This is a genomic window from Exiguobacterium sp. s133 (assembly GCF_018618595.1).
Taxonomy (GTDB): domain Bacteria; phylum Bacillota; class Bacilli; order Exiguobacteriales; family Exiguobacteriaceae; genus Exiguobacterium_A; species Exiguobacterium_A oxidotolerans.
On sequence record NZ_JACSMK010000006.1, the window covers coordinates 153,997 to 178,812 of the forward strand.

The 24,816-nt window shown below is 48.3% G+C and carries 24 protein-coding genes; 1 reads left to right on the plus strand and 23 read right to left on the minus strand.

What is annotated here, in order from left to right; genetic code table 11:
- Positions 1 to 10 precede the first annotated feature (10 nt).
- The 18 genes from rlmH to KNP96_RS10295 form a co-directional block, all read right to left on the minus strand.
- A complete protein-coding gene (gene rlmH, locus KNP96_RS10210) occupies positions 11 to 490 on the minus strand; it encodes a 23S rRNA (pseudouridine(1915)-N(3))-methyltransferase RlmH (protein ID WP_012371884.1) in 480 nt (159 codons plus the stop codon).
- A gap of 72 nt (positions 491 to 562) precedes the next feature.
- Positions 563 to 724, minus strand: coding sequence for a CxxH/CxxC protein (locus KNP96_RS10215; RefSeq protein WP_084157652.1), 162 nt, complete (start codon positions 722 to 724; stop codon positions 563 to 565).
- 369 nt (positions 725 to 1,093) lie between these two features.
- Positions 1,094 to 2,389, minus strand: coding sequence for a S1C family serine protease (locus KNP96_RS10220; protein WP_088838294.1), 1,296 nt, complete (start codon positions 2,387 to 2,389; stop codon positions 1,094 to 1,096).
- 107 nt (positions 2,390 to 2,496) lie between these two features.
- A complete protein-coding gene (locus KNP96_RS10225) occupies positions 2,497 to 3,288 on the minus strand; it encodes an MBL fold metallo-hydrolase (protein ID WP_029332152.1) in 792 nt (263 codons plus the stop codon).
- A gap of 10 nt (positions 3,289 to 3,298) precedes the next feature.
- Positions 3,299 to 4,135, minus strand: a complete 837-nt coding sequence (locus tag KNP96_RS10230; RefSeq protein ID WP_214770324.1) for a two-component system regulatory protein YycI — start codon at positions 4,133 to 4,135, stop codon at positions 3,299 to 3,301.
- A gap of 6 nt (positions 4,136 to 4,141) precedes the next feature.
- Positions 4,142 to 5,458, minus strand: coding sequence for a YycH family regulatory protein (locus tag KNP96_RS10235; protein WP_088838296.1), 1,317 nt, complete (start codon positions 5,456 to 5,458; stop codon positions 4,142 to 4,144).
- Positions 5,455 to 7,302 (minus strand): cell wall metabolism sensor histidine kinase WalK, encoded by a 1,848-nt coding sequence (walK, locus tag KNP96_RS10240; protein WP_029332155.1) that lies wholly within the window; start codon positions 7,300 to 7,302, stop codon positions 5,455 to 5,457. Before walK ends, KNP96_RS10235 begins: the two co-directional genes overlap by 4 nt.
- A 2-nt stretch (positions 7,303 to 7,304) precedes the next feature.
- Complete coding sequence (yycF, locus tag KNP96_RS10245; protein WP_088838297.1) at positions 7,305 to 8,012, minus strand: response regulator YycF; 708 nt, start codon at positions 8,010 to 8,012, stop codon at positions 7,305 to 7,307.
- A 248-nt stretch (positions 8,013 to 8,260) separates the two neighbouring features.
- Entirely contained in the window at positions 8,261 to 9,553 is a 1,293-nt protein-coding gene (locus KNP96_RS10250) for an adenylosuccinate synthase (protein WP_029332157.1), read from the minus strand.
- 909 nt (positions 9,554 to 10,462) lie between these two features.
- A complete protein-coding gene (gene dnaB, locus KNP96_RS10255) occupies positions 10,463 to 11,815 on the minus strand; it encodes a replicative DNA helicase (RefSeq protein WP_029332158.1) in 1,353 nt (450 codons plus the stop codon).
- 19 nt (positions 11,816 to 11,834) lie between these two features.
- Positions 11,835 to 12,278 carry a 50S ribosomal protein L9 gene (rplI, locus tag KNP96_RS10260; RefSeq protein WP_029332159.1) on the minus strand — a complete coding sequence of 148 codons (444 nt, stop codon included), beginning with the start codon at positions 12,276 to 12,278 and terminating at the stop codon, positions 11,835 to 11,837.
- Positions 12,275 to 14,260 carry a DHH family phosphoesterase gene (locus KNP96_RS10265; RefSeq protein WP_088838298.1) on the minus strand — a complete coding sequence of 662 codons (1,986 nt, stop codon included), beginning with the start codon at positions 14,258 to 14,260 and terminating at the stop codon, positions 12,275 to 12,277. The genes rplI and KNP96_RS10265 overlap by 4 nt, the downstream gene beginning before the upstream one ends.
- Positions 14,261 to 14,389: 129 nt before the next feature.
- Complete coding sequence (gene rpsR, locus KNP96_RS10270; protein WP_012371896.1) at positions 14,390 to 14,620, minus strand: 30S ribosomal protein S18; 231 nt, start codon at positions 14,618 to 14,620, stop codon at positions 14,390 to 14,392.
- Between the two features lie 47 nt (positions 14,621 to 14,667).
- Positions 14,668 to 15,195, minus strand: a complete 528-nt coding sequence (locus tag KNP96_RS10275; RefSeq protein WP_029332161.1) for a single-stranded DNA-binding protein — start codon at positions 15,193 to 15,195, stop codon at positions 14,668 to 14,670.
- A gap of 23 nt (positions 15,196 to 15,218) precedes the next feature.
- Positions 15,219 to 15,506, minus strand: a complete 288-nt coding sequence (gene rpsF / locus KNP96_RS10280; protein ID WP_012371898.1) for a 30S ribosomal protein S6 — start codon at positions 15,504 to 15,506, stop codon at positions 15,219 to 15,221.
- Positions 15,507 to 15,629: 123 nt separating this feature from the next.
- Positions 15,630 to 16,730 (minus strand): redox-regulated ATPase YchF, encoded by a 1,101-nt coding sequence (ychF, locus tag KNP96_RS10285; protein ID WP_214766217.1) that lies wholly within the window; start codon positions 16,728 to 16,730, stop codon positions 15,630 to 15,632.
- A 279-nt stretch (positions 16,731 to 17,009) separates the two neighbouring features.
- Positions 17,010 to 17,198, minus strand: coding sequence for a DUF951 domain-containing protein (locus KNP96_RS10290; RefSeq protein ID WP_012371900.1), 189 nt, complete (start codon positions 17,196 to 17,198; stop codon positions 17,010 to 17,012).
- Complete coding sequence (locus KNP96_RS10295; protein WP_088838299.1) at positions 17,170 to 18,102, minus strand: mechanosensitive ion channel family protein; 933 nt, start codon at positions 18,100 to 18,102, stop codon at positions 17,170 to 17,172. Before KNP96_RS10295 ends, KNP96_RS10290 begins: the two co-directional genes overlap by 29 nt.
- Positions 18,103 to 18,288: 186 nt before the next feature.
- On the opposite strand from KNP96_RS10295, the gene yyaC reads away from it, so the two are divergent.
- Positions 18,289 to 18,906 carry a spore protease YyaC gene (gene yyaC / locus KNP96_RS10300; protein ID WP_029332164.1) on the plus strand — a complete coding sequence of 206 codons (618 nt, stop codon included), beginning with the start codon at positions 18,289 to 18,291 and terminating at the stop codon, positions 18,904 to 18,906.
- A gap of 67 nt (positions 18,907 to 18,973) precedes the next feature.
- Here yyaC and KNP96_RS10305 read toward each other — a convergent pair whose 3' ends face one another.
- From KNP96_RS10305 to mnmE, 5 genes are read right to left on the minus strand one after another with little or no spacing between them, the layout of a single operon-like run.
- A complete protein-coding gene (locus tag KNP96_RS10305) occupies positions 18,974 to 19,738 on the minus strand; it encodes a ParB/RepB/Spo0J family partition protein (RefSeq protein ID WP_088838301.1) in 765 nt (254 codons plus the stop codon).
- Between the two features lie 40 nt (positions 19,739 to 19,778).
- Positions 19,779 to 20,615: a nucleoid occlusion protein gene (noc, locus tag KNP96_RS10310; protein WP_088838302.1), complete on the minus strand. Its 837-nt coding sequence runs from the start codon at positions 20,613 to 20,615 to the stop codon at positions 19,779 to 19,781.
- Between the two features lie 48 nt (positions 20,616 to 20,663).
- Positions 20,664 to 21,380, minus strand: coding sequence for a 16S rRNA (guanine(527)-N(7))-methyltransferase RsmG (gene rsmG, locus KNP96_RS10315; protein ID WP_088838303.1), 717 nt, complete (start codon positions 21,378 to 21,380; stop codon positions 20,664 to 20,666).
- Positions 21,381 to 21,384: 4 nt separating this feature from the next.
- A complete protein-coding gene (gene mnmG / locus KNP96_RS10320; RefSeq protein ID WP_088838304.1) occupies positions 21,385 to 23,271 on the minus strand; it encodes a tRNA uridine-5-carboxymethylaminomethyl(34) synthesis enzyme MnmG in 1,887 nt (628 codons plus the stop codon).
- A gap of 44 nt (positions 23,272 to 23,315) precedes the next feature.
- The gene (gene mnmE, locus KNP96_RS10325; RefSeq protein ID WP_088838305.1) at positions 23,316 to 24,698 is read right to left on the minus strand and encodes a tRNA uridine-5-carboxymethylaminomethyl(34) synthesis GTPase MnmE; all 1,383 of its coding nucleotides are present in this window, start codon (positions 24,696 to 24,698) and stop codon (positions 23,316 to 23,318) included.
- Positions 24,699 to 24,816 lie beyond the last annotated feature (118 nt).

Consider the following 24,816-nt stretch of genomic DNA (forward strand, 5'->3'; position numbering starts at 1 on the left):
TCAACTCTATTCACTTATGATACGGCTCATTCCGATTAATCCGATATGCCCGGTAAATCTGTTCACAGAGAATCATCTTCATCAATTGATGCGGAAACGTCATCTTCGAAAATGAAATCGTATCGTTTGCCCGCTGCATGACTTCTGGTGCTAATCCAAGCGATCCACCGATGACAAACGCGATTTTACTCTTGCCGTACGTCGCCAACCGATCGAGTTCTGTCGCAAACTGTTCACTCGTCCGTTGCTTTCCTTCGATAGCAAGTGCGTAGACATGAACGTCCGGTCCAATCTTCGCTAAAATCCGTTCGCCCTCTTTTTTCTTCACTTGCTGCATCTCGGCGTCACTCAATTGTTCCGGTGCTTTTTCGTCCGGGACCTCGATTTCTTGAATCGAACAATAGGCGCCAAGCCGTTTTGTATATTCGGCAATCCCTTGCTTCAAGTACTTCTCTTTCAGCTTTCCGACCGTGATAATGGTAATTTGCATCATTTTTCTCGCTTTCTGACAGAAAATTCAGGAGTTATCCACAGAGTTATCCACATGTCCACATGTTGATAATTATTTTTTGCTTGACACAAGATATGTTGCGGGCTGATCACAGTACTCACAAGTGACCGTTTTTTCTGAATTCACTTCTTCCAAAATCGGGTATTCTTCCGTTTCATCGACGACTTCGTCAAGTGCTAACTCGACATGTTCCAAACAGACATATTTATCCACAGGTCTTCTCCTCCTTTTCAGTTATCCACAGTTATCCGCTACCAGTATAACAAAAATCGGCTTCTTCAACCGCTTAAAAGTTATCCACATGCGTGGTATTCTCGCTTCTTTTCGTTCCATGATTAAGCTGCTGCTCATCGTGTCGGCTGCACGCGACTCCTACAGGAAAAAGCACGGCTCGTCCGTGCTGTCAGAGGAAAACGAGACCCTGGCATCTGCCGTCAGGCAAGAAGCCACCGGCTCGTTCCTCGCCTGAGGAAAGCGCGTGACAGCACATCACGATGACTCTTTCTCTTTCTTTCATACGCCCATTCATATCCCCAAACAAAAAAACTACCCGTACATGTACGAGTAGTTAATCTGAATCTGTTATTGCACCGTCGCCGCTTGTGCCGACAACTTCACATCAAGGGACTGTTTATCCCCATTCCGGTAGAACGTCACTTTGACGGTCTGTCCAACTTTCGCATCACGGTACAGGACACTCTTGAGATCTGCGAATGAATTAATCTTTGTCCCGTCGATTTCGACGATGACGTCATTTGCTTTCATCCCTGCTTTTTCTGCTCCACTGTTGTTTGTCAGACCGACGACGACGATTCCTTTCGTCACGTCACTCGGCAGTTTCAGGCGGTCCTCACGGTAGCCGCTCGGGAACTCCTGGACGTCCCGAATCTGAATCCCGAGTTGCGGGCGAATGACTTCACCGTTCTGTTCGAGGTCACGCATGATTGGTAACGCTTCGTTGATCGGAATCGCAAAACCGACACCTTCGACGCTTGCTTCCGCAATCTTCATCGAGTTGATCCCGATCAATTGACCGGACGTATTGATCAGTGCGCCGCCCGAGTTCCCGGGGTTAATCGCCGCATCCGTCTGGATGACTTCCGTGTTGAAGTCCTGCTGTCCGTCCTTGTTCGTATCGACCGGCACCGTCCGTTCCTGGGCACTGATGACACCACGTGTGACCGAGTTTGCGAAGATCCCGAGCGGGTTGCCGATCGCAAGGACCGTTTCACCGGCACGTAACGTATCGGAGTCACCGATTTTCGCGACCTGTGTCACTTTTGCTGCATCGATGGATAAGACGGCTAAATCATACGTCGGATCTTCGCCGAGGACTTTCGCTTCGAGCGCCGTTCCGTCTGATAACGTGACCGACAAGCTGCTTGCCCCTTCAACGACGTGATAGTTCGTCACGACATAGGCTTTATTGCCATCTTTTTTATAGATGACGCCGGATCCTGCTCCTGTCTCTTGATCCGCACCGCGGAATGAACTTTGTAAGTTCGTCACACTGACGACGGCTTCTTTCGTTTTACTGACGGCACCGACGATATCATTCTCGGCTTCCGTCGCTGTCGTCGCTGCCTGTTCCGTCGTCACCGTCGCGGCTGGTGTCGGACTCGTCATTTGATCACGGGCAAATGGCCAGGCGATCAAGGCAATCAGTAAGGCGCCGATGACGCCACCGATTAAGCCGACAAAAAATGCTTTACCACCGCCACCACGCTTACGTGGAGGTTCGTCTGTTTCTTCATATGGTTCACGATAAGGACTGACCGGTTCTTCTTCAGTCGGTCGGCGCGGTGGAAATCCGCTCTCCTCATCGGTCGATTGATTGATCTGTTCCGATTCATTCCGTGGTTCTTCAGGTCGATCCATCGGCACATGCCTCCTTCTTAAACTCTCTTTACACAAGTATACCCCCATCACCTGGCAAGTTAGCCAAATGTGGGGGTCTTTTGAGCATATTCAGTAATTTCCCATAATCAGAGCTTCAGGAGTGGTGTCGGAATGACGGGATCGGTATCAAGCAGATGAATCTTGCTGAGGTCGACATCCCGGCTCGCCAGTGTCTGGGAGACACTCATCCGGGCCAGTTCCTTCATGTTGTTGTCCTTGCTCAAATGGGCCATATGGATCCGTTTCGTCCGCTCGTCGAGCACCTCGCTCATCGCGACCGCCGCGTCTTCGTTCGAGACGTGACCGTAGTCGCCGAGGATTCGGCGTTTGACGCTCCACGGATAATGCCCCATCTGGAGCATCCCGATATCATGATTCGCTTCGAAGATATAGGCATCGGCACCACGGATCGTCCCTTTCATCCGGTCCGAGACGTAGCCGGTATCCGTGATGTGCGCGAGTCGTTTCCCTTCATGGGCGAACTGGAAGAACATCGGATCGGCTGCGTCATGGCTGACGTTAAACGATTCGACTTCGATATCACCGAACTGTTTCACTTCGCCGACTTCCCAGAGGAACTTCAAGGCGGGATCAATCTTGCCGATTTTTGCTTCCATCGCGTCCCATGTCTTTTGGTTCGCATAGAGCGGGATGTTGTACTTGCGGGCTAAGATGCCGACCCCTTTAATATGATCCGAGTGTTCATGGGTGACGAACAGCCCATCGATGCCTTCCGGTGACCGGTGAATCTGGTCGAACAATGCAAGCATTGCCTTTCCTGTCAATCCGGCATCGACGAGCAGCCGGCTTTGTTCACTTTCGATGTAGAGGGCATTTCCCGTCGAGCCGCTCGCAAGAACGCTATAGTGTAGGCTCATCGTGTATTCCTCATTTCTCTGAAACTGTATCGAGGCGTTCGATCGTCTGAACACCCCCGTCAATCGCGTTGACGAAATAAAGTTCTTCCCCGTCGAGTTCGATCTGCCACGTCGGCGGTAAAATCTGGACCGATTTTGTCCCTTCCGTCACGAGACAGAAATAGCCAAGCTTATGGCCTGTCATTTTTTTCGAGGCCGGGAAAAGACCTTGCTCCGACAATTGGATGACGGCTTCGCTCGCTGACAACAACGTCACGTCCTGTGCTTGGCGGACGACTTCGTTCAAGTGACGTTGCTTATAGCTGACGATTTCCTTGTCATCGTTCAGCTGCAGGACGAGCAGAGACGGACCAATCATCGCCTCATCGTCCCGTGATTGCTCCGGTGTCGAATACAGCGGTTGTCCTTTATATGTCTGCACGAACGTCAGTTCATTTTGTTTATTATCAAACTTCCAAAACGTGTAGTCTGAACCGTGATTAACGGACGACTGGACGAATGAAGTCGCCGAGTCGCGCATCGCTTTTGCGTCGAGCGGTGACGGCTTCGACAACCGAACAGACCATTCGACCTGATTTTTGACTGATGTGATCGCATCTTTAATCGGTGAGCTCTCTTTTGGTGCCAGTGAGCTCGAATCGACTTCTGCCGTCAAATAACCGATGTCGCGAGATGCGGTCTGCAGTTGTTTTTCGTCAATCTTCCGATCTTTCAAAATCGTCTTTCCGGACGCCGTCGTCGCGACGATCCGTGGTTCAATCATCCGATCCATCAATTGAACGACCAGGTAGACGTTCAGGATGAGGAAAGTCAGAATCAACAACGTCTTTGCTTTACTCCAATCCATTCAACATTACCCCTCATTTCCAATTGCTTGATCGACTGTGCTCCATTCTCCATCCCGTTTGACGAACCATGCCGGTTCAAACAGGGCGTAGCGACTCGTCGCGATTTTGTATGTCATGCTGTAGCCGACTCGAATTCCGGTGATGTCCTGCATAAGGTCTGCTTGCTCCAGCTCTTTCACCGTCTGTTCAATCGTCGGTAACGTCGTTTCCTTTAACAAAAGTTTCCGGTCTGCCCGTAACATGCTCCGGCTGATCGACCGGATTTGATTTTCTTCGAACGTCATCTTGATCGTCGCTAAATCAAATTCTGGTTGTTCGAGCAACGGGCCAATTTCGCCGAAGACCGGATAACGATTCAAATAGAGACGGAAGATTGCCGTTTGTTGCTCTTCTTGACTACTCATTTGATCGAAGTAATAACGGAAGCCACTGCGTTGTGTGACTTGGTCGAGCCAGCCCCCATGAATATTGATGTAGCTGACGAGCGTACTGTAATCGACTGCCGTACTTTGTGTATTCGGTGACAGCGTGTTGAAACGATAGGCATTGTAATCCCGGTCGTACGTCGAGACGCTGACCCCATCCGTCAACACGTCGAGTCCGTCTCGTCCCTTGATTTGCTGCACGTTCGTATTCGCTGTGAAGAACGCACTGCGGATCCGGTCGAGTGGTTTCGGGTCCTGTCCGACTTCGTCATAGACAAACACTTCTTCAAGACGAGGGGTCGCTGTTGCGACGTACGTGTAGTCACCGCCTTTAAGCTCGACCTTCGTCATCGGTTTTTTCTTATCGTAGGCAAAGAGGCGTTTTAAGACTGTCTCGTCGCCGACCAATTGAAAGTCTTTAAAGCGACCAGTCGCTGACTCGAGCCGAAGAATCGGTCCGTCATAATCGAGCAGATAGAGCCGTTTAATCGGTTCAGCCATCGCAATCTCTTTTTCACCGAGTAGTTCTTCAAGCATCGCTGCCGTGACCGGTGTCGGGAAAATCATCTCGACACTCCGTTTGCTGAGCGGGATGTTTGAGGCTTTATCCGTCAAGACGAGGACACCGATATCAAACGAAGCACCAATCCGGTTCAAAATCGTCCGCCCGATGATTTGTGTCTGATAGGCTTCCACACCATTCGAATAGACGACGAGTTCGGGATTGACGAGCTGATTACTCTCAACCGTCTTTGAAGCATCAATCTCATTAAACGATACTTGTTCCTGCTCAATCGATTCACTACTTGGATGATATGTCCAAAGCATTGCCGTCTGAAAAATAGAACCACATACAAGTAGAATCAGCAGGGTCGTTTTCAGTCGTTGCTTCATCATCCGGCATCCACCTCTTCAATCACTTCATAAGGAAGGGTAAAGTAAATCGTCGTACCACGTCCCCATTCACTTTCTGCCCAAATGTCGCCGCCATGTGCCGAAACGACATCTTTCGCGATCGAGAGACCGAGACCTGTCCCACCAATCTTCCGTGCCCGTGCCTTATCGACACGATAGAAACGTTCGAAGATTTTTTGCAGGTTCGCTTTCGGAATCCCGACTCCCTCATCCTTGATGCTGATGACGATCCGTTTCGCCCGTAACATCGTCCGGACAGTAATCGTTCCGCCTTCCGGTGAATACTTGATCGCATTCGTCAAAATGTTATCGGCAACTTGAATCAACTTATCCTGGTCCCCACGAATATAAACTTTCCGTTTCATGATTTTCCGGCGGAAGCGAATCCGCTCCGGTTTTGTCATGTCATGACGATCGAGAATTTCATTAATGAACTGGATATAGTCGAAGCGCACTTTATTCATCTTGTATTCCTTACTATCCATTTTCGACAGTTGCAGGAGGTCTGTGACGAGACGAATCATCCGCTCCGTCTCATTTTGTGTCGTCTCAAGGAAGCGTGGTGCCAGTTCTTCGTCTTGATAGGCCCCTTCTGCGAGTGCTTCGAGATAACTCCGCATCGTCGTCAATGGAGTCCGGAGTTCGTGACTGACGTTCGCGACGAACTCGCGGCGGTCCTGTTCGACTTGCTCTTGTTCCGTGACGTCATGCAAGACGATGATCATTCCGGTAATCGGTCCACTGTGTTTCTTGACGGGCGAGAAGAACGCCCGGACGAGGAACAGTTCATCCTCACTACTGAAATCAAGCAAGCGTGGTGGCATTGTTCCGTCTTCCGGAATCATGAAGTCATCCCCGAGTGCGAGTAAATCCTTCAGATTCGTTCCGACCATGCCTGCCTCTTCGACGCCGACGATGTCTTTTGCCTGATCGTTCATCAAGATGACACGGAGCGTCCGGTCCGTCGCGATCACACCGTCCGTCATGTTTTCGAGGACGCTCGTCAACTTCCGTCGTTCCGCTTCCGTCGTCGCGTTTGCTTCGAGCAACTCGTCGGTCAATTCGTTGAACGACCGGGCCAGCTGTCCGATTTCGTCATCGGAATAGACTTTTACTTTCCGGGAGAAGTTCCCCCGGCGCATCTCAATCGCTTGCCGACGCATGTCGGAAATCGGTCGCGTGATCGTTCGAGATAACAGCACCCCGAGAATCGACGTGATGACAAGTGCAATCACTGTTCCCGTCGCTAGAATGCGGGTGACCTGTTGCATCTGTGAATAGATCGACTCCATCGATGCCCGGACATAAATCATCCCGATCGTCGAACCATCACCTTCTGACGTGACAGGTACGGCGAAGATTCGGATTTTATCTTCATTCGGATCAAGGACGGTATCGATTCGGGTCGAACTCGTCGCCTGTGCTTTTTTGATTAACGAGTTTGTCGCCCGTTGCCCCACCGCCGACTGGTTGTCCTCATCCGACGTCGCTTGAATGACAGAATCCTGGTCGATGATTTGGACTTCGAGAATGTCGTTCCTTGAAGTGGAGCCACTACTAAACTCAGACAGCAGCTGCCCAAGAGACTCAGACAACTGCCGTTTAGAGGCTTCATCATCGCCTGCCTTATCAAATTCCTTCCCGACATTGTAAGCTACAAGTCCGGCTCGATCCTCGACAGATTTTGAGAAGTTTGTAATGTACTGCTTTTCAAGGGAACGAACGAAATAGACTCCAATGACTTGCATCGCGACTAAAATCAGTAACGCGTAAATGACGACAAGTTTCCACTGGATGGATTTAAAGAAGTTCGTTCCTTTTAACATAGTTATTCATTCTCCCCATCTTGGAGATAATAACCGACACCACGACGTGTCATGATATAAATGGGTGTACTCGGGTTGTCTTCGACTTTCTCACGTAGACGGCGTACCGTCACATCGACCGTCCGAACGTCGCCGAAGTAATCATAGCCCCAGACTGTCTGAAGAAGATGTTCGCGCGTCATGACTTGTCCGATGTTCTTCGCTAAATAATGCAACAGTTCGAATTCACGTTGTGTGAGTTCGATTTTTTCTTCACGCTTCGTGACCGTATGCGAATTCAAATGAATCGTCAACTCACCAATCGTAATATCATCAGGGTCATCACTGACTGGTTTTTCATCACGTCCTCGTTTTCGCATGTTCGCTTTGACACGTGCGAGTAGCTCGCGTGAACTAAATGGTTTCGTTACGTAATCATCCGCACCGAGTTCCAGTCCGAGTACTTTATCGATTTCTGAGTCTTTTGCCGTCAACATGATGATGGGTGTCTCAAGTGTTTTTCGGACTTCACGACAGACTTCCATCCCATCCATTAAAGGCAGCATGATGTCGAGCAAGATCAAGTCTGGTTTGAATTCCTCGACCTTCTCAAGTGCTTCAACGCCATCATTGGCAACAGCGACGCTGTAACCTTCTTTTTCAAGTTTAAATTTTAATATATCCGCAATCGGTTGTTCGTCGTCGACGACGAGTATTCTACGTTCCGTCAATGGGTGTTCCCCCTTAAAAAATTTCTATTCAATCTATTTTACCTGTTTTTTCGGCATATAGAAAGGTGGCGACGGAAACTACCGACGCCACACCTCTACCATTCAACCGATTTCATGTGGAACGTTCCACGTGAAACATTACTTTTAGTATACGCTCTTATCCTTTTGTTTGTGAATTATTTCGCTTATCAAAAGATATAAAAAAACAGGTGCGGCACCGATTGATGCCACGCCTGTTTGTATTCGACTTATGCTTCTTCGTAAAGATCGCGAAGGACGACTGTCTGCTCGCGACCTGGTCCGACCGAGAACGTGACGAGTGAAATGTTCGTCAAATCTGCGATCCGTTTTACGTAGTTTTGAGCATTGATTGGAAGGTCTTCAAACTTACGAATCCCTGTAATATCTTCTTTCCAACCCGGTAACTCTTCGTAGACCGGGACACACGCTTCAAGATCACGGAAGCTTGCTGGGTACTCATCGATTTGTTTTCCGTTGAATTCGTATGATGTACAAATCTTCAACGTTTCAATCCCGGTCAAGACATCGATCGAGTTCAAGGACAGGTCTGTCAAACCACTCGTCCGACGTGAGTGACGAACGACAACCGAGTCGAACCAACCGACGCGACGCGGACGACCTGTCGTCGTACCATATTCGCGACCGACTTCACGGATGTGATGACCGATTTCATCGAACAATTCCGTTGGGAACGGACCATCACCAACACGTGACGTATAGGCCTTACAGACACCGACGACGTGGTCGATACGAGCAGGACCGACACCGACACCTGACGCGACGCCACCCGCTGAAGCATTTGATGATGTGACGAACGGATACGTTCCGTGGTCGAGATCGAGCAAGACACCTTGCGCTCCTTCGAACAACACTTTTTCCCCTTTATCGAGGCTATCGTTGACGACGACTGATGTATCGCAGACATACTTCGCGAATTCTTGACCATACGCGTAGTATTCTTCAAAGATATCATCAAAGGCAATCGGCTCTGCGTCGTACATTTTCGTAAACATCCGGTTCTTCTGTTCAAGCACGATTTGAAGTTTTTCAGCGAACGTTTCTTTATCGAGTAAGTCTGCCATCCGGATCCCGATCCGTGCTGCTTTATCCATGTAGCACGGTCCGATTCCTTTCAGCGTCGTTCCGACTTTCGCGTCGCCTTTTGCTTCTTCTTCGAGCTGATCTTGCAATTGATGGTATGGCAAGATAACATGAGCACGATTTGAAATTAATAAGTTATCCGTAGAAACACCACGATCGTGCAGATACTTTAATTCCTTGACGAGCGATTTCGGATTGACGACTAGGCCATTTCCGATGACACATTTCTTGTCTGAGTAAAAGATCCCTGAAGGAATCAAGTGTAACTTATACGTCTCATTATTGAATACGATTGTATGTCCTGCATTGTCCCCACCTTGATAACGAGCGACGACATCGGCTTTTTTCGAAAGGAAATCGGTAATTTTACCTTTCCCTTCGTCGCCCCACTGTGTTCCGACTACTACTACTGATGACATATTCTCATCCACCTCCACGTACGATTCAAAACCACGACTAAGTGTAACGCGGAAAAAAACAGAAGTCAATCAAATACCGAACAATTAATTAATGTATTTCTGTTTCGTTCGTTTAATTACTCCTTTCTGCTTCCTTTTTTCCTTTACTTTCAAGATATCGAAACATAATGATTCTTCCCGATGACTTCGTTTGTCCAAATCGTTATGCTTCCTTTATGTGCTTTACTCTCGTCTTGTTTATCAAAATCGGGGGCTAGTCTACAGACAAGCTCATATCGAAACCTTTTACATACGCCCGCCGCGCTTTTCCTCTCCGAATCGACTTCTGAGCGGCAATCCCTTGCGCCGCTTCGCTTCGCTGCAGGGTCGCGCCTGATTGCTGTTCGTTCGAAAGCGATTCAATTCGGAACGCGCGACTCAACAAATCGATCCCCAATGATCCATACGACCCGCTACACAAGCCAACCGTTTCGCTTTTCGTGACTCCTACGGGAAAAAGTGCAAGATTTCTTGCACTGTCAGAGGCAGGCAAGACCCTGCTCCGTGTTCGTCAGAACAAAGGGGCAACGGCTTGCGCCTCGCCCGAGGAAAGCACGAGAAGAAAGAAACGGTTGTCAGCTCACCTCGTTCATAAAACACGCTACCCACATGCTTCGCTTTTCGTGACTCCTACGAGAAAAAGCACAAGACGTCTTGTGCTGTCAGAGGCAGGCAAGACCCTGCTTCGTGTTCGTCAGAACGAAGGAGCAACGGCTTGCGCCTCGCCCGAGGAAAGCAGAAAGCAAAAAGCAAAAAGCCTCGTTCACAACATTGAATTTATCTTGTCCACACGTGAACTAAACTAACACCTCAGTCATGATTTTCTACAAACAAAAACACCCCGACCTGGTTAGATCGAGGTGTTGCTTGTTACGCCGGTGGAGCATACGAATTACTCGGCTCAAGATCGACGAATTTATTAAATTCTTTCCGGAAAGCGAGTTTAACCGTACCGGTCGGACCATTCCGCTGTTTCGCGATGATGATCTCGATCGTATTCGCATCTTCCGTTTCTTTGTTGTAGTAATCGTCCCGGTATAAGAAGGCGACGATATCCGCATCTTGCTCAATCGCCCCTGATTCCCGGATATCCGACATCATCGGTCGTTTATCTTGACGACTCTCCACACCACGCGAGAGCTGCGATAAGGCGATGACGGGCACTTCGAGTTCACGTGCGAGCGACTTTAAGGAACGGGAAATCTCCGAGACTTCCTGTTGACGGTTGTCGCTTGAGCGACCGTTCCCTTGAATCAACTGCAAGTAATCAATCATGATCATGCCGAGTCCGTGCTCTTGCTTTAAGCGACGACACTTCGCCCGGATATCATTGACACGAATCCCTGGCGTATCATCGATGTAAATCCCTGCTTGTGACAAACTACTCATCGCGAGCGACAGTTTACCCCAATCTTCATCTTCGAGTTGCCCCGTCCGGAGACGTTGCGCATCGACGTTGCCTTCTGCACACAACATCCGCATGACGAGTTGTTCCGCACCCATCTCAAGACTAAAGATGGCAACATTCTCGTCGGCACGGGTGGCGACGTTTTGCGAGATGTTCAAGGCGAATGCCGTCTTCCCGACAGACGGACGGGCGGCGACGATGATTAAATCGTTACGCTGGAACCCGGCCGTCACTTGATCGAGGTCGCGGAAGCCGGTCGGAATCCCGGTCGTTTCACCGCTTTGCTTATGCAATTTATCAATCGTCGCATACGCGCTCGTCAAGACGTCAGAAATCGGGATAAAGCTTGCGCTCCCCTTGCCTTGCGATACTTCAAGAATCTTCCGCTCTGCCTCATTCAGCAGGACGTCGACTTCATTTTGTCGTTCGTACCCGTCTGTGACGATTTCATTCGCTGTCCGGATTAAACGGCGAAGCGTTGATTTTTGGTCGACGACATTGACGTAATAATTGATATTCGCCGCTGTCGGGACACCTTCCGCAAGCTCACCGAGATAGGCAAGCCCGCCGATTTCTTCTAAGACACCGAGCGTACTCAGTTCCGCCGTAACTGTGACAAGATCGATTGCTTCGCCACGGTCCGACAACACGAGCATCGCTTCAAAAATCCGTTGGTGTGCCGCCCGATAAAAATCGTGTGGCAATAATCGTTCGGACGCACTGATCAATCGATCAGCATCAATCATGATCGCCCCAAGGACGGCTTGTTCCGCCTCGATACTTTGGGGTGGCGTATTTTGCATTACATCACTCATCACCGATCCCCTTTTCTAATCACGCTTCTTTGACCTGAACGTTTAGCGTCGCTGTGACTTCATTGTGCAGTTTTAACGGCACTTTCGTGAATCCGAGGGCTTTGATCGGGTGTTCAAGCTCGATTTTACGTTTGTCGATTTTGTAACCCATGCTCTTCAATGCTTCTGCAATTTGTTTACTCGTGACTGAACCGAAGACACGACCGCCTTCGCCCGCTTTCGTCGAAACGACAATCGTTTCTTTTTCAATCTTCTCTTTTAACGCTTCCGCGTCGAGCAATGCTTGTTTCGCTTGCTCTGCTGCTTTACGTTCATGTGCTTCATGTTGTTTTAAGTTCCCTGTTGTCGCGGGACGCGCTAATTTCTTTTTGAATAACACATTGTTCGCGTATGCATCTGCGACTTCTTTCACGTCTCCTGCTTTACCTTGTCCTTTAACGTCTTGCAATAAAATAACTTTCATTCGATTTCCTCTCCTTTTGTTTCATCTTCTAGATAACGATCGATTGCTTGTCTTAATTCATCCGCGACCGTGATGATCGATTCCGCCATCTGCGTCGCCGCATTCGTTAAGTGACCACCGCCACCTAACGTCTCCATGATTAACTGGACATTGACCTCACCGAGCGACCGGGCACTGATTGCCGTCCGGCCATCTTGGAGCTCTGCGATGACGAAGGCGGCACGGATTCCTTGTAAGGATAACAGTTGATCCGCCGTTTGGGCGATCAAGACTTGATCATGGATGACCCCTGGCTCCGCTGTCGCGATTGCCATACCGGCCTTATAGATTTCCGTCCGCTCGAGAATATGCGACTGTTCGACATACGTCTCGAGGTTTTGACTAAGGAACTCTTGGACGAGGACCGTGTCTGCGCCTTGCGAACGCAAGTAGGAGGCCGCATCAAACGTCCGCGAGCCTGTCCGGATCGTAAAGCCTTTCGTGTCGACGATGATTCCTGCAAGTAACGCCGTCGCTTCAAGCATTGACAGCTTTTCGTTCGTCGGTTGGTATTCAATCAACTCTGTGACGAGTTCTGACGTCGAAGATGCATATGGTTCAAGATAGACGAGCACCGGCTCCTCGATGAAATCTTCTCCGCGACGATGATGATCGATGACGACCATTCGTTCGAACTGATCCAGTAATGCCGGAACGACGACAAGCGACGGTTTATGCGTGTCGACGATAATCAATAACGCTTGATCGTCGACGAGTTGCTCAGCTTGGAACGAATTGATGAAACGCGACTCCAGTTTCTCGTCTTCACTGATTTCCGACATCATCCGTCGAATCCCTTGACCGATTTCTGCATCCGGTAATACGATATGCGCTTCCTTATCGTTCATCTCGGCAAGCTTGAGAATACCAATCGATGCTCCAAGTGAATCCATGTCAGGATTTCGATGACCCATGACGAGGATTCGACTCGATTCCTGCATCAAGTCACGCAACGAATTGGCGATGACCCGTGCCCGGACACGCGTCCGTTTTTCTGTCGGATTCGTTTTCCCACCATAAAAGCGGACTTTCCCGTCACGTTTGATGACGACCTGGTCACCCCCGCGTCCGAGTGCTAAGTCAAGACTCGACTGCGCCATCTGACCGAGAACAGGTATCGCGTCACTGCCACAGCCAATTCCGATTGACAGCGTTAATTGCACCCCACGTTGACTCGTCTCGTCTCGGACAATGTCTAAGATGGAAAACTTCGTCCGCTCAAGAATCCGTAGATTCTCTTCTGTCGTCACGACAAAGTACCGGTCTGAGGCGGTACGTTTTATATAGGTGCCGTGATCCGCCGCCCAATGATTCAATAACTGGGTGACCCGACTATTTAATTCACTTCTTAATTGATCTTCAATCCCCTGCGTCATCTCATCATAGTTATCGAGATAAATGACGCCGATGACGGTTTGATTGTCGACGAGTTGTTGTTCAACTTGCGCCTCTTCTGTCATATCAAATAGATAGAACGTCCGATTTTCACGATTCGAGAAGACACGATAGACGGACTCACCAATCTCAAGTGTCGCTTGATCTTCATCCGTCGCCATCATTTCAACGAACAAGGGATCGAGATCGAGTAACAGATGCCCCATTGCCAAGTCGTCGAAGATTTCACGCATCGGATCATTGAACCATGTGACGTGCGTTTCCTCATCATATAGTAAGATTCCAATCGGCATATTCGTCAAAGCATCTTGCCCTGTATCCTCGACTTGAATCGATATTCTTTCGACATATGCTTCCCAGGACTTTCGTGCCCGCTGCTCTTCTAATAGATGAAGGACAAAAAGAACAGTCGTCACGAACGCACCAATTGCTGCGATGATTGGATTACTAATTGCGACGACGAGAAGTAGACCGACGATTAATAGATACGGAACGAAGCGAACAACCCGCCGTTCCCGTTCTGATGATACTTGTTGACCTGACTCCATCGCGTCCTCCTTAAATACTTCTAATTAAAAATTCGTTAACTTGTTTATTATAACCGAAAAATAGGACCGGTTGAAAGGGAAGCGAAAAAAAGCGCCCCTCCTTCGAAAAGGAAAAGCGCTTCACCGTAATCAGTCAGCTACGTATGGGATTAAAGCCATTTGACGTGAACGTTTGATTGCGATTGTAAGTGGACGTTGGTATTTCGCTGAAGTACCAGTCACACGACGTGGAAGAATCTTACCGCGTTCCGAAATGAAACGTTTGAGAAGTTCTACGTCTTTATAATCGATATGAGTGATGTGGTTCGACGTGAAGTAACATACTTTACGACGACGTTTTCCACCTGGACGACGTGCCATGTGATTAACCTCCTTTTTAGAGTAAATTTTTCAGTCCAACGTTCCCATTAGAATGGGAGATCGTCGTCTGAAAGATCGATCGAACTTCCACCGCTGAACGGATCAGCGCCGAAGCCCGAGTTCGATGAAGATGAAGCGGGTGCTGGCGAGGAAGAGTTGTTCTGCTGTTGCTGTGAACCCCATCCTGCAGCATTCCCGTTTCCACCTGTATTTGAATTCGAAGAATAGCTGTCACTATCTGAAGAACGGCTTGCATTGCGTGATTCTAGGAATCGAACACTATCCGCGACGACTTCAGCACGATATCGACGTTGACCCTCTTTATCGTCATAACTGCTAATCTGTAGGCGACCCTCGACACCTGCGAGGCTACCTTTTTTCAAATACTGAGCAACGTTCTCTGCTTGCTTGCGCCATACGACGCAATCGATGAAATCAGCTTCTCGCTTCCCATCTTGTCCCGTAAATGGACGGTCACATGCGAGTGTGAATCGCGTTACCGCAATCCCGCTCTGCGTATAACGCATTTCAGGGTCACGAGTTAACCGACCGACTAAAACGACGCGGTTAATCATCAGAATCACTCTCCTGTTTCAGCTTATTTCTCGTCTTTTGTGATCATTAAGCGAACGATATCGTCACTGATCTTCATGAGACGGTCAAGTTCTTTAGTAGCTGCTGGTTCAGCAGTCACGTTAAGAAGAACATAGAATCCTTCACGCATATCATTGATTTCGTAAGCGAAACGACGTTTACCCATTTCAGTTGTTTTTTCAACTGTACCACCGTTGTCAGTGAGGACTTTGTTGAAACGCTCAACTAGAGCTTTTCGTGCTTCCTCATCAACTTCCGGACGGATGATGTAAAGTACTTCGTATTTACGCATATCTGTCACCTCCTCTTGGACTGGCGGCTCGATTCATCGAGCAAGGAGCAATAATTCATTACTCACATTTGTTAATACTATCAAAGTATTTTGGTTTATGCAATAACGATTCGTTCGCTCTGCTTAAACGTTGAAGCGGAATGTGACAACATCGCCATCTTGGAAGACATATTCTTTACCTTCAGAACGGTAACGTCCTTGTTCTTTGACTGTCGCCATGTTTCCAGCTGCTGCTAAGTCATCGTATGCGACAACTTCAGCACGGATGAATCCGCGTTCGAAGTCAGAGTGGATGACACCGGCACATTGTGGTGCTTTCATCCCTTTTTTGAACGTCCAGGCACGAACTTCTTTTTCGCCCGCTGTGAAGTATGTCGCGAGACCGAGCGTGTTATAGGCTGCATGGATCAATTGATCGAGACCTGACTCTTCGATTCCGAGGTCAACGAGGAACTCTTGACGTTCTTCCGGTTCGAGTTCAGCGATTTCTTCTTCGATCCGGGCACAGATGATGATGACTTCCGCCCCTTCTTTTGCTGCAAACTCACGGACGAGACGAACGTTTTCGTTACTGTCTGCATCCGCGACTTCATCTTCCCCGACGTTTGCGACATAAAGCATCGGTTTCATCGTCAACAATTGGAAGTGTTTCACGATTGCCGCTTGATCTTCGTTTAATTCTGCAAGACGTGCTGGTTTTTCGTCTTCGAGCAATGCGAGGACGATTTCAAGTGCTTCGAGTTCGCCTGCTGCGTTTTTATCACGTGACTTAACTTGTTTTTGGACACGTTGGATCCGTTTTTCAACCAATTCGAGATCGGCCAAAATCAACTCGAGGTTGATTGTTTCGATATCATCGATGGGTGATACTTTACCTGAGACGTGTGTGATGTTTTCGTCGATGAAGCAACGGACGACCTGACAAATCGCATCGACTTCACGAATGTTTGCTAAGAATTTATTTCCTAATCCTTCACCCTTTGACGCGCCTTTAACGATTCCGGCGATATCCGTGAATTCGAATGCTGTCGGGATGGTCTTCTTCGGGTTGACGAGTTCTGTCAATTTACGAAGACGTGCATCGGGTACTTCGACGACACCTACGTTCGGATCGATTGTTGCGAACGGATAGTTCGCCGCCTCGACACCTGCTTGAGTAATTGCGTTAAAAAGTGTTGATTTTCCTACGTTTGGTAAGCCAACGATTCCTGCTGTTAATCCCACTTGGAATTCCTCCTTTTCGGTATTTCCTAGGAAATCCGTGCTAGCGGCCGCAGTGGGTAGATTGATTACACCACGTCAGCACATCTTTCACAATTATAGATAGTTCAATTTTTTTAAGCAAGGAGATGGGAATTCTTTTTTAAAGAGTTTGCTAATTCACCTAGCCGCTTAATCAAAACTTAGACTTCTCCTTAACCTTTTTTCCACCATTAGCGTTCTGCTTTGTAATTAAAAAAGACCGAGGCACCTATTAAGCGCTTCGGTCGTATTTGATAAAACTCATTCTGGTAAGACTTTTTTTAACCGCTTATCAAAATCGCGCCGTGGCATTAAGATGCTTGCCCCACACCCTTGACATTTGATGCGGATGTCCATGCCGACACGAATGATTTGCCACCGGTTCGTTCCGCATGGATGTTGTTTCTTCATTTCGACATAATCATGGAGATTGTACGTTTTTGGCATCATTGATTTGTTCACCATTCCCTTGATCTGTAGTGTTCATCATGACCATATGCGGGTACGGAATCTGGATTCCTTCCGCTTCGAGACCTTGTTTGAATTCTTTACGCATCAAACGTCCCGCTTGAAAATGTTGCATCGGTGGTACTTCTGCCATCATGCGGTACGCAACGCCAGAAGAATCAAGCATTTGGACACCGAGTATTTGAATCGGTTCAACGAACATATCGGCATATTTCTTCGTCGTCGCTTCCGAGATGTCGTTCAGAATCGTCTCGACCCGGTCGAGATCCTCTTCATACGGAACTTGGACATCGACTAAGGCAAAACTGTTATCGACCGAGAAGTTCGTCACTTGCAGGATTTGCCCGTTCGGAACGATATGAATCTCGCCCGTCAGACCTTTCAGCTTCGTCGTCCGAATACCAAGCTCGATGACAATCCCTTCAATCACGCCGACGCGGACATAATCACCGACTTTGAACTGTCGTTCGAAGATGATGAAGGCACCTGTGATGATATCTTGAACCAGGTTTTTCGCACCAAACGAAATGGCGAGACCGGCAATCCCTGCACTGGCGACGAGCCCTGTGATGTTGATTCCGAATTGACTGAGCACGGTCAGTAACATGACAATTCCGAGGACGTAGCGAATCGCATTTTGTAACAATTTGAGTAACGTCTCGTTTTGTCGTTGCGCTAAATAATCATGCTCGTTGATTTTTCGAATCGTAAACAAACGGGCGACTGCTCCCGTCATGATCCGTGTCAGGATATAAAATCCGGCAATGATGATTAACGCAATTGTCACCTTGAGTCCAAACCGAATCCACATTTCTGTGTCCGTCACTTGCGCAATCAACTTATCGACCTGGGCGACTGATTCTTTCACATCTTGATTGGTAGCCATTCTCTTCATCCTTTCATTTCTCTCTATTACGACAGTATACGTGATTTTAAATCAGTTTCAACTTAAAGAACCGATTTCGACGTTAGTTTTCTTGAAAAACCGGGAAAGGAAAATCATTACAGAACACCTTCACTCTCGCCAATACACCATGACGTAGACACCTAGAGAAGAAAGGATGATCTAGAGATGAACTTCCGCTTTCATTCACATGAGCCAAAGCCCTATTCTTTCTTTTTAGAGCATACAGAGCCGTTTGCGAAAGAACGATTAGCTGAACAATTACACGAGCAAGTCGCTGCGACGAAAGAAACACGTCCTGTCGTTCTCGTTTGTATCGGTTCCGATCGTTCGACGGGGGATTCCCTCGGTCCACTCGTCGGTACATTCCTCGAAAAATCCCGTCCCGCTCATATGCATGTGTATGGCACATTAGCCAAACCGGTTCATGCCTTAAATTTAGCTGAAACACTTCACTCGATTCAAACGACCCATTACAAACCACTCGTCATCGCCATCGATGCTTGTCTCGGACGCTTATCGAGCGTCGGTCATGTCTTTTTCTCGGAAGGTCCTCTCGCACCCGGAGCCGGTGTCCAAAAAGAATTGCCTGCTGTTGGCGACTTCAACATCAAAGCCGTCGTCAACGTCAGTGGATTCATGGAAATGATGATTTTGCAAAATACCCGACTCCATCTCGTCTATGAATTAGCTGAACTTGTTGCCGACAGCTTCGCCTTACTCGATGCGAAACTGGCAGCGGAAACAAAACGAACGACGATTTCCTTTACGCCCCGTTCGATCTAAACAGCACACACTACAATTAAAATAAGGACAAGCGAATCCTTACGACTCGCTTGTCCTTATTTTTTTGTCATTCTTCTTCCGGCAACAAAATCTCAAGTATCCGATTTAAATCCTCTTCGTCCATAAAATCGATTTCTAGTTTCCCTGCCTGCTTCGTCATCTTGATTCGAACACTGGCCCCGATCCGCTCCCGTAACGCGTCTTCAATAAAATGAAGTTCAGTCGTCTGTTCAGAAACATGCCGCTTTTGCTTACGTTCGCGGAGCTCTTGCTCAAGACGACGGACATTCCAATTCTCCGTGATGACGCGTTCCGCCATCCGCTCGATTTTTTGCGGGTTTTTTAAAGCGAGCAAGGCACGTGCATGCCCCATCGATAAACGTTCTTCCATGACTGCTTGTTGGACGAGTGGCGGTAACTGCAACAAGCGTAGACTGTTCGTGATGTGCGAACGGCTTTTTCCGACACGGCTCGCAAGTTCTGCTTGCGTCACTTCAAACTCTTCCAACATTTCGGCATACGCCATCGCTTCTTCAATCGCACTTAAATCAGCGCGCTGAATGTTTTCAATCAAGGCAAGCTCCATCATCCGCGTATCATTGGCCTCGATGATTAAGACGGGTACATGAACGAATCCGACTTGTTTTGCTGCCTGATACCGGCGTTCCCCGGCGACGATTTCGTAAAATCCATCACGTGGTCGAACGACGATCGGTTGAATCATCCCGTGCTGCCGTAAAGAATGTGCTAATTCTTGTAATGCTTTTTCATTAAACTGTTTGCGCGGCTGACCTGGATTCGGTCGAATCGCCCGCAGGGGTATCTCATTCACATAAATCTCTCCTAAACGTAGCGGAAGGCACGACCGCAGTTTACGGACGTGCCTTCACGATGCGAATTCGCACCTCGACATATTCTTCACAATCTACTTCTTCTTTTTCGACGGTCAATCCTGTCCGCTCAATCATGTCGACTGAATCACGTAGTGTATTCAACGCAATCCGTGTATCCCGTGCAAAACTTTTATGTCGCTTCTTCGGCTTTTTCGGTGTCAGTAGACGCTCGACACGCTGTTCCGTTTCTTTGACATTCCATTCGCGTTCCATGATTTCCGCTAAGACTGAGATTTGAAGATCTGCATCCTTTAAAGGCAACAAGGCGCGCGCGTGACGTTCCGTGATTGTCCGTTGCTTCAATGCCTCGCGAATTTCAGCTGGCAAACGCAACAGACGTAACTTGTTCGCAATCGTCGACTGACTGCGTCCTAGTTTACGTGCTAAGACTTCTTGCGTAATGTGTTGCATCGCAAGCAATCGTTCATATGCTTCTGCTTCTTCGATTGGAGTCAGTTCTTCCCGTTGTAGATTCTCAATCAATGCGAGTGCAGCTGTCGTTTCATCGGTCATTTCCTTGATAATTGCGGGAATCGTTTCCCACCCAAGTGATTGAACCGCTCGAAAACGACGCTCACCTGCGATGATTTCATAACCTAGCCCCTGTTTTCGTACTACGATTGGCTGTAGTAACCCATGTTCTTCAATCGTCATCGCCAATTCTTCAATCCGCTCCCCATCAAAAATCGTTCGGGGTTGGAATTGATTGGCAACAAGCTCTGTCAGCTTTAGCTCCTGAAGCGTGTCTCGGGGATCAAGCTCAAGCGGGACAGGCTGTCCCCCTTTACCAAGCAGTTTAGCAATTGCATTTTTCACGTTCGCGCACCTCACCTTTATCAGTCATCGTTTCACGTGAAACGGTGTTTAACTCAGTGGATCTTTAGCCGGTGTTCCCGCCTTACGCGGATATTTCCCGGGTGTTAATCGTTTTTTATCTACAATAACGATATTACGCTCACTTTCCTCACCTGGCAATTGGAACTGGAAACTTTCCCGTAAATTACCACCAAGTACTTTGAGTGCCGTTGCGCCTTCTTCTAACTCTTGCCCTAACTTCGCTGCCTTCAAGGCAACAAATTGTCCGCCGACTTTCGCGAGTGGCAAACAGTATTCTGCAAGGACTGACATGCGGGCGACGGCGCGTGCCGTCACGACATCAAAATGTTCCCGGAACTGTTTGTTTTTACCGAACTCTTCGGCCCGACCATGATGGAACGCGACACCTTCAAGTTCAAGTTCTGTCGCGAGCATGTTCAAGAAGCCGATTCGTTTATTCAGTGAATCGATGATCGTGACTTTTAAGTGCGGGAACATGATTTTAATCGGGAGGCTCGGGAAACCGGCACCGGCTCCGACATCACAAACGGTTTCGACTTCTGTGAAATCAAAGTAGAAAGCCGCTGTGATCGAATCATAAAAGTGTTTCAAGTAAACATCTTCTTTATCCGTGATCGCCGTCAGGTTCATTTTTTCATTCCATTCGACGAGCAGTTCATAGTAGCGTTTGAACTGGTGTAATTGTTGTTCTGAGACGTCGAGACCTTGCTCGGCTAAAGCCGTTACGAATTGCTGTTCGTTCATGTTATCACTCCGCAGTCAATGCGTATTGGCCTTGCTCGATATAAATTAGCAAAATCGAGATATCTGACGGGTTAACCCCAGAAATCCGTGATGCTTGTCCAATCGAGAGCGGACGCACTTGGTTTAGTTTCTGTTTTGCTTCAATCGCGAGACCATTGATGACATCGTAATCGAGTCGATCCGGAATTCGTTTTTGTTCCATCCGCATCATACGTTCGACTTGGTCGAGTTGTTTGTCGATATAACCTGCGTACTTGACTTGGATTTCGACTTGCTCGGCCGCTTCCGCTGACAATGCGACAGGTGGCTCTGTCATGTCTGCAATCATTGCGTACGTGATTTCCGGACGTTTCAATAACGTAATTGCGTGCAACGCTTCTTTCAACGGTGAGACACCGATTGCTGTCAGTTTTTCGTTGACGTCTGGTGTCGCTTTGATGACGACTTTTTCAAGACGTTTCATTTCGCGACTGATTTCGTCTTTTTTCAGTTCGAGTTTCGCATGACGCGTATCATTGATCAGACCGAGTTCATGCCCGATTTCAGATAAGCGAAGATCGGCATTGTCATGACGGAGTAAGAGACGGTATTCAGCACGTGACGTCAAGAGGCGATACGGTTCGTTCGTCCCTTTTGTGACGAGATCATCAATCATGACACCGATATACCCTTGCGAACGCGACAAAATCAATGGCTCTTTGCCTTGAACTTTAAGCGACGCATTGATTCCAGCCATGATGCCTTGTCCGGCAGCTTCTTCGTAGCCGCTCGTACCGTTAATTTGTCCTGCTGTGAATAACCCTTCGACCCGTTTCGTTTCAAGTGTCGGCCACAGTTGTGTCGGAATGACCGCATCGTATTCGATTGCATAGCCGGGACGCATCATTTCTGATTTTTCAAGACCGGGAATCGAACGTAAGATATCATGTTGGACATCTTCCGGTAAGCTTGTTGATAACCCTTGGACATAGACTTCTTCCGTATCGCGACCTTCCGGCTCGAGGAAGATTTGGTGACGCGGTTTATCATTGAACCGGACGACTTTGTCCTCGATTGAAGGACAGTAGCGTGGGCCTGTTCCTTTAATCATGCCTGAGAACATCGGTGAACGGTGTAAGTTCGCGTCAATCAATTGGTGTGTGTACTCTGTCGTATACGTTAACCAACATGGAATCTGCTCCGTGATCATCTGAGTCGTTTCATGGCTGAACGGTAAAGCAACCGCATCCCCTGGTTGGATTTCGGTTTTTGAATAATCAATTGTTTTTCCATCGATTCGGGGTGGTGTCCCTGTTTTGAAGCGCGCGAGCTCGAACCCGAGTTCCTCGAGATGCTTCGATAGGTTGACGGACGGCATCTGATTGTTCGGACCACTCTCGTATGAGAGTTCGCCGATGATGATTTTCCCGCGCATGAACGTTCCTGTCGTAATGACGACAGCATTCGCCCGGTACTCTGCTCCCGTATTCGTCACGACACCGACACAGCGTCCATCTTCAATCAATAGACGTTCGACGAGTGCTTGACGTAACAAGAGGTTCGGTTCATCCTCAAGGGCTTTTTTCATTCGATTTTGATACTCAAATTTATCTGCCTGCGCCCGGAGTGCACGGACGGCCGGACCTTTTGATGTATTGAGCATTTTCATTTGGATGTAAGTCGCGTCGATTGCTCGTGCCATCTCGCCACCTAATGCATCAATTTCCCGGACGACAATCCCTTTTGCGGGACCACCAATCGACGGGTTACAGTACATGAATCCGACCATGTCGGGATTCATCGTTAACATCACCGTTTTCGAACCCATTCGCGCTGATGCGAGTGACGCTTCGATTCCAGCATGTCCGGCTCCGACGACGATGACGTCGAATTCACCTGCTTGATAAGCCATAATTTCGGTTCCTCCTTTTATGAATCAACAACCTGACAGTGCAATTATTTCCCTAAACAAAACTGGGAGAAAAGTTTATCGAGTAGACTATCTTGCGCCGTATCCCCATTGATTTCGCCAAGCGTATCCCATGCCCGGCGTAAATCGATTTGGACCATGTCGATCGGCATCGCTGCTTCTGCCGCCCCGAGCGCATCTTCAATCATCTGACTCGCTTGTTTAATCAATTGAATATGACGTGCATTCGAGACGTACGTCATGTCTTGGCTTTCAACACCTTGTTCGAAGAAGAGGGCTGCGATTGCTGCTTCGAGGTCGTTGACGCCTGCTTCTTCAAGCAAGGATGTCGTGACGACCGGGCGTCCTGCAGCCAGTTCTTCAACACGTGTTAAGTCGATTTGTTGCGCAAGGTCACTCTTGTTGACGATGATGATCGCGTTCATATCGCGAATCGCTTCAAACAACAAAATATCTTCTTGCGTCAATTCGTCATTCCCGTTTAAGACGAGTAAAATCAAATCCGCCGAATTGAGTGCCTGGCGTGATTTTTCGACACCCATTCGTTCGACGATATCTTCGGTTTCCCGAATCCCTGCCGTATCGATCAACTTGAGCGGTACACCGCGGACATTCACATATTCCTCAATCGTATCACGGGTCGTCCCTGCGATATCCGTGACGATTGCTTTTGCTTCTTGCACCAATGTGTTGAGCAAAGATGATTTCCCGACGTTCGGTCGCCCGATGATTGCTGTCGACAGGCCTTCACGTAGAATTTTTCCTTGGCGCGCCGTCCGGAGCAGTTCCGTCAGGATGCGGCGGACTTCCCCAGCATCTTTTTGGACGATTTGTTGCGTCATTTCTTCCGCATCGTATTCCGGGTAGTCGATGTTGACTTCAATCGAAGCGATCGTCTGTAACAGCTGTTCGCGCAATTCTTGGACAAGCTTCGAGAGCCGCCCTTCGATTTGACCGATTGCAACCGTCATCGCCCGGTCCGTTTTCGCACGGATTAAGTCCATCACGGCTTCAGCTTGTGATAAGTCGATGCGCCCGTTCAAAAAGGCGCGTTTCGTGAATTCACCTGGTTCTGCTAGACGAACATCAGGTTGTGCCAGAATGAGTTCGAGTACACGATTGACCGCGACGACTCCACCATGGCAATTCAATTCGACGACATCTTCGCGCGTAAACGTCTTCGGCGCCCGCATGACACTGACCATTACTTCATCGACGACCTGCTCCGTCTCGTGGTCAACTAATTTCCCGTAATGAATCGTGTGGGTTGGTACTTCCGTTAACTGATTCGCACCTCGGTACACTCGGTTTGCCGTTGCTACTGCTTGCGGACCTGATAAGCGGACGATTGCAATCGCCCCTTCGCCCATCGGTGTCGAAATCGCGGCTATCGTATCAAATTCCATCATTCGTCATTCACACCTCGTTTTCTTCTATCGTTTCTATGATTAATTGATGAGTTAGTTATAAATGGGTATAACGTGACAACTATACACGAAAATGACTCAAAGAAAAAGAGCGACACTC

What these genes read in the sequence shown, in the direction of transcription:
- rlmH (WP_012371884.1), bottom strand. Translation starts at nt 490, where the DNA reads ATGCAAATTACCATTATCACGGTCGGAAAGCTGAAAGAGAAGTACTTG.
- KNP96_RS10220 (WP_088838294.1), bottom strand. Translation starts at nt 2,389, where the DNA reads ATGGATCGACCTGAAGAACCACGGAATGAATCGGAACAGATCAATCAA.
- KNP96_RS10225 (WP_029332152.1), bottom strand. Translation starts at nt 3,288, where the DNA reads ATGAGCCTACACTATAGCGTTCTTGCGAGCGGCTCGACGGGAAATGCC.
- KNP96_RS10230 (WP_214770324.1), bottom strand. Translation starts at nt 4,135, where the DNA reads ATGGATTGGAGTAAAGCAAAGACGTTGTTGATTCTGACTTTCCTCATC.
- KNP96_RS10235 (WP_088838296.1), bottom strand. Translation starts at nt 5,458, where the DNA reads ATGATGAAGCAACGACTGAAAACGACCCTGCTGATTCTACTTGTATGT.
- walK (WP_029332155.1), bottom strand. Translation starts at nt 7,302, where the DNA reads ATGTTAAAAGGAACGAACTTCTTTAAATCCATCCAGTGGAAACTTGTC.
- KNP96_RS10250 (WP_029332157.1), bottom strand. Translation starts at nt 9,553, where the DNA reads ATGTCATCAGTAGTAGTAGTCGGAACACAGTGGGGCGACGAAGGGAAA.
- dnaB (WP_029332158.1), bottom strand. Translation starts at nt 11,815, where the DNA reads ATGAGTGATGTAATGCAAAATACGCCACCCCAAAGTATCGAGGCGGAA.
- rplI (WP_029332159.1), bottom strand. Translation starts at nt 12,278, where the DNA reads ATGAAAGTTATTTTATTGCAAGACGTTAAAGGACAAGGTAAAGCAGGA.
- KNP96_RS10265 (WP_088838298.1), bottom strand. Translation starts at nt 14,260, where the DNA reads ATGGAGTCAGGTCAACAAGTATCATCAGAACGGGAACGGCGGGTTGTT.
- rpsR (WP_012371896.1), bottom strand. Translation starts at nt 14,620, where the DNA reads ATGGCACGTCGTCCAGGTGGAAAACGTCGTCGTAAAGTATGTTACTTC.
- KNP96_RS10275 (WP_029332161.1), bottom strand. Translation starts at nt 15,195, where the DNA reads ATGATTAACCGCGTCGTTTTAGTCGGTCGGTTAACTCGTGACCCTGAA.
- rpsF (WP_012371898.1), bottom strand. Translation starts at nt 15,506, where the DNA reads ATGCGTAAATACGAAGTACTTTACATCATCCGTCCGGAAGTTGATGAG.
- KNP96_RS10290 (WP_012371900.1), bottom strand. Translation starts at nt 17,198, where the DNA reads ATGATGCCAAAAACGTACAATCTCCATGATTATGTCGAAATGAAGAAA.
- KNP96_RS10295 (WP_088838299.1), bottom strand. Translation starts at nt 18,102, where the DNA reads ATGGCTACCAATCAAGATGTGAAAGAATCAGTCGCCCAGGTCGATAAG.
- yyaC (WP_029332164.1), top strand. Translation starts at nt 18,289, where the DNA reads ATGAACTTCCGCTTTCATTCACATGAGCCAAAGCCCTATTCTTTCTTT.
- rsmG (WP_088838303.1), bottom strand. Translation starts at nt 21,380, where the DNA reads ATGAACGAACAGCAATTCGTAACGGCTTTAGCCGAGCAAGGTCTCGAC.
- mnmG (WP_088838304.1), bottom strand. Translation starts at nt 23,271, where the DNA reads ATGGCTTATCAAGCAGGTGAATTCGACGTCATCGTCGTCGGAGCCGGA.
- mnmE (WP_088838305.1), bottom strand. Translation starts at nt 24,698, where the DNA reads ATGATGGAATTTGATACGATAGCCGCGATTTCGACACCGATGGGCGAA.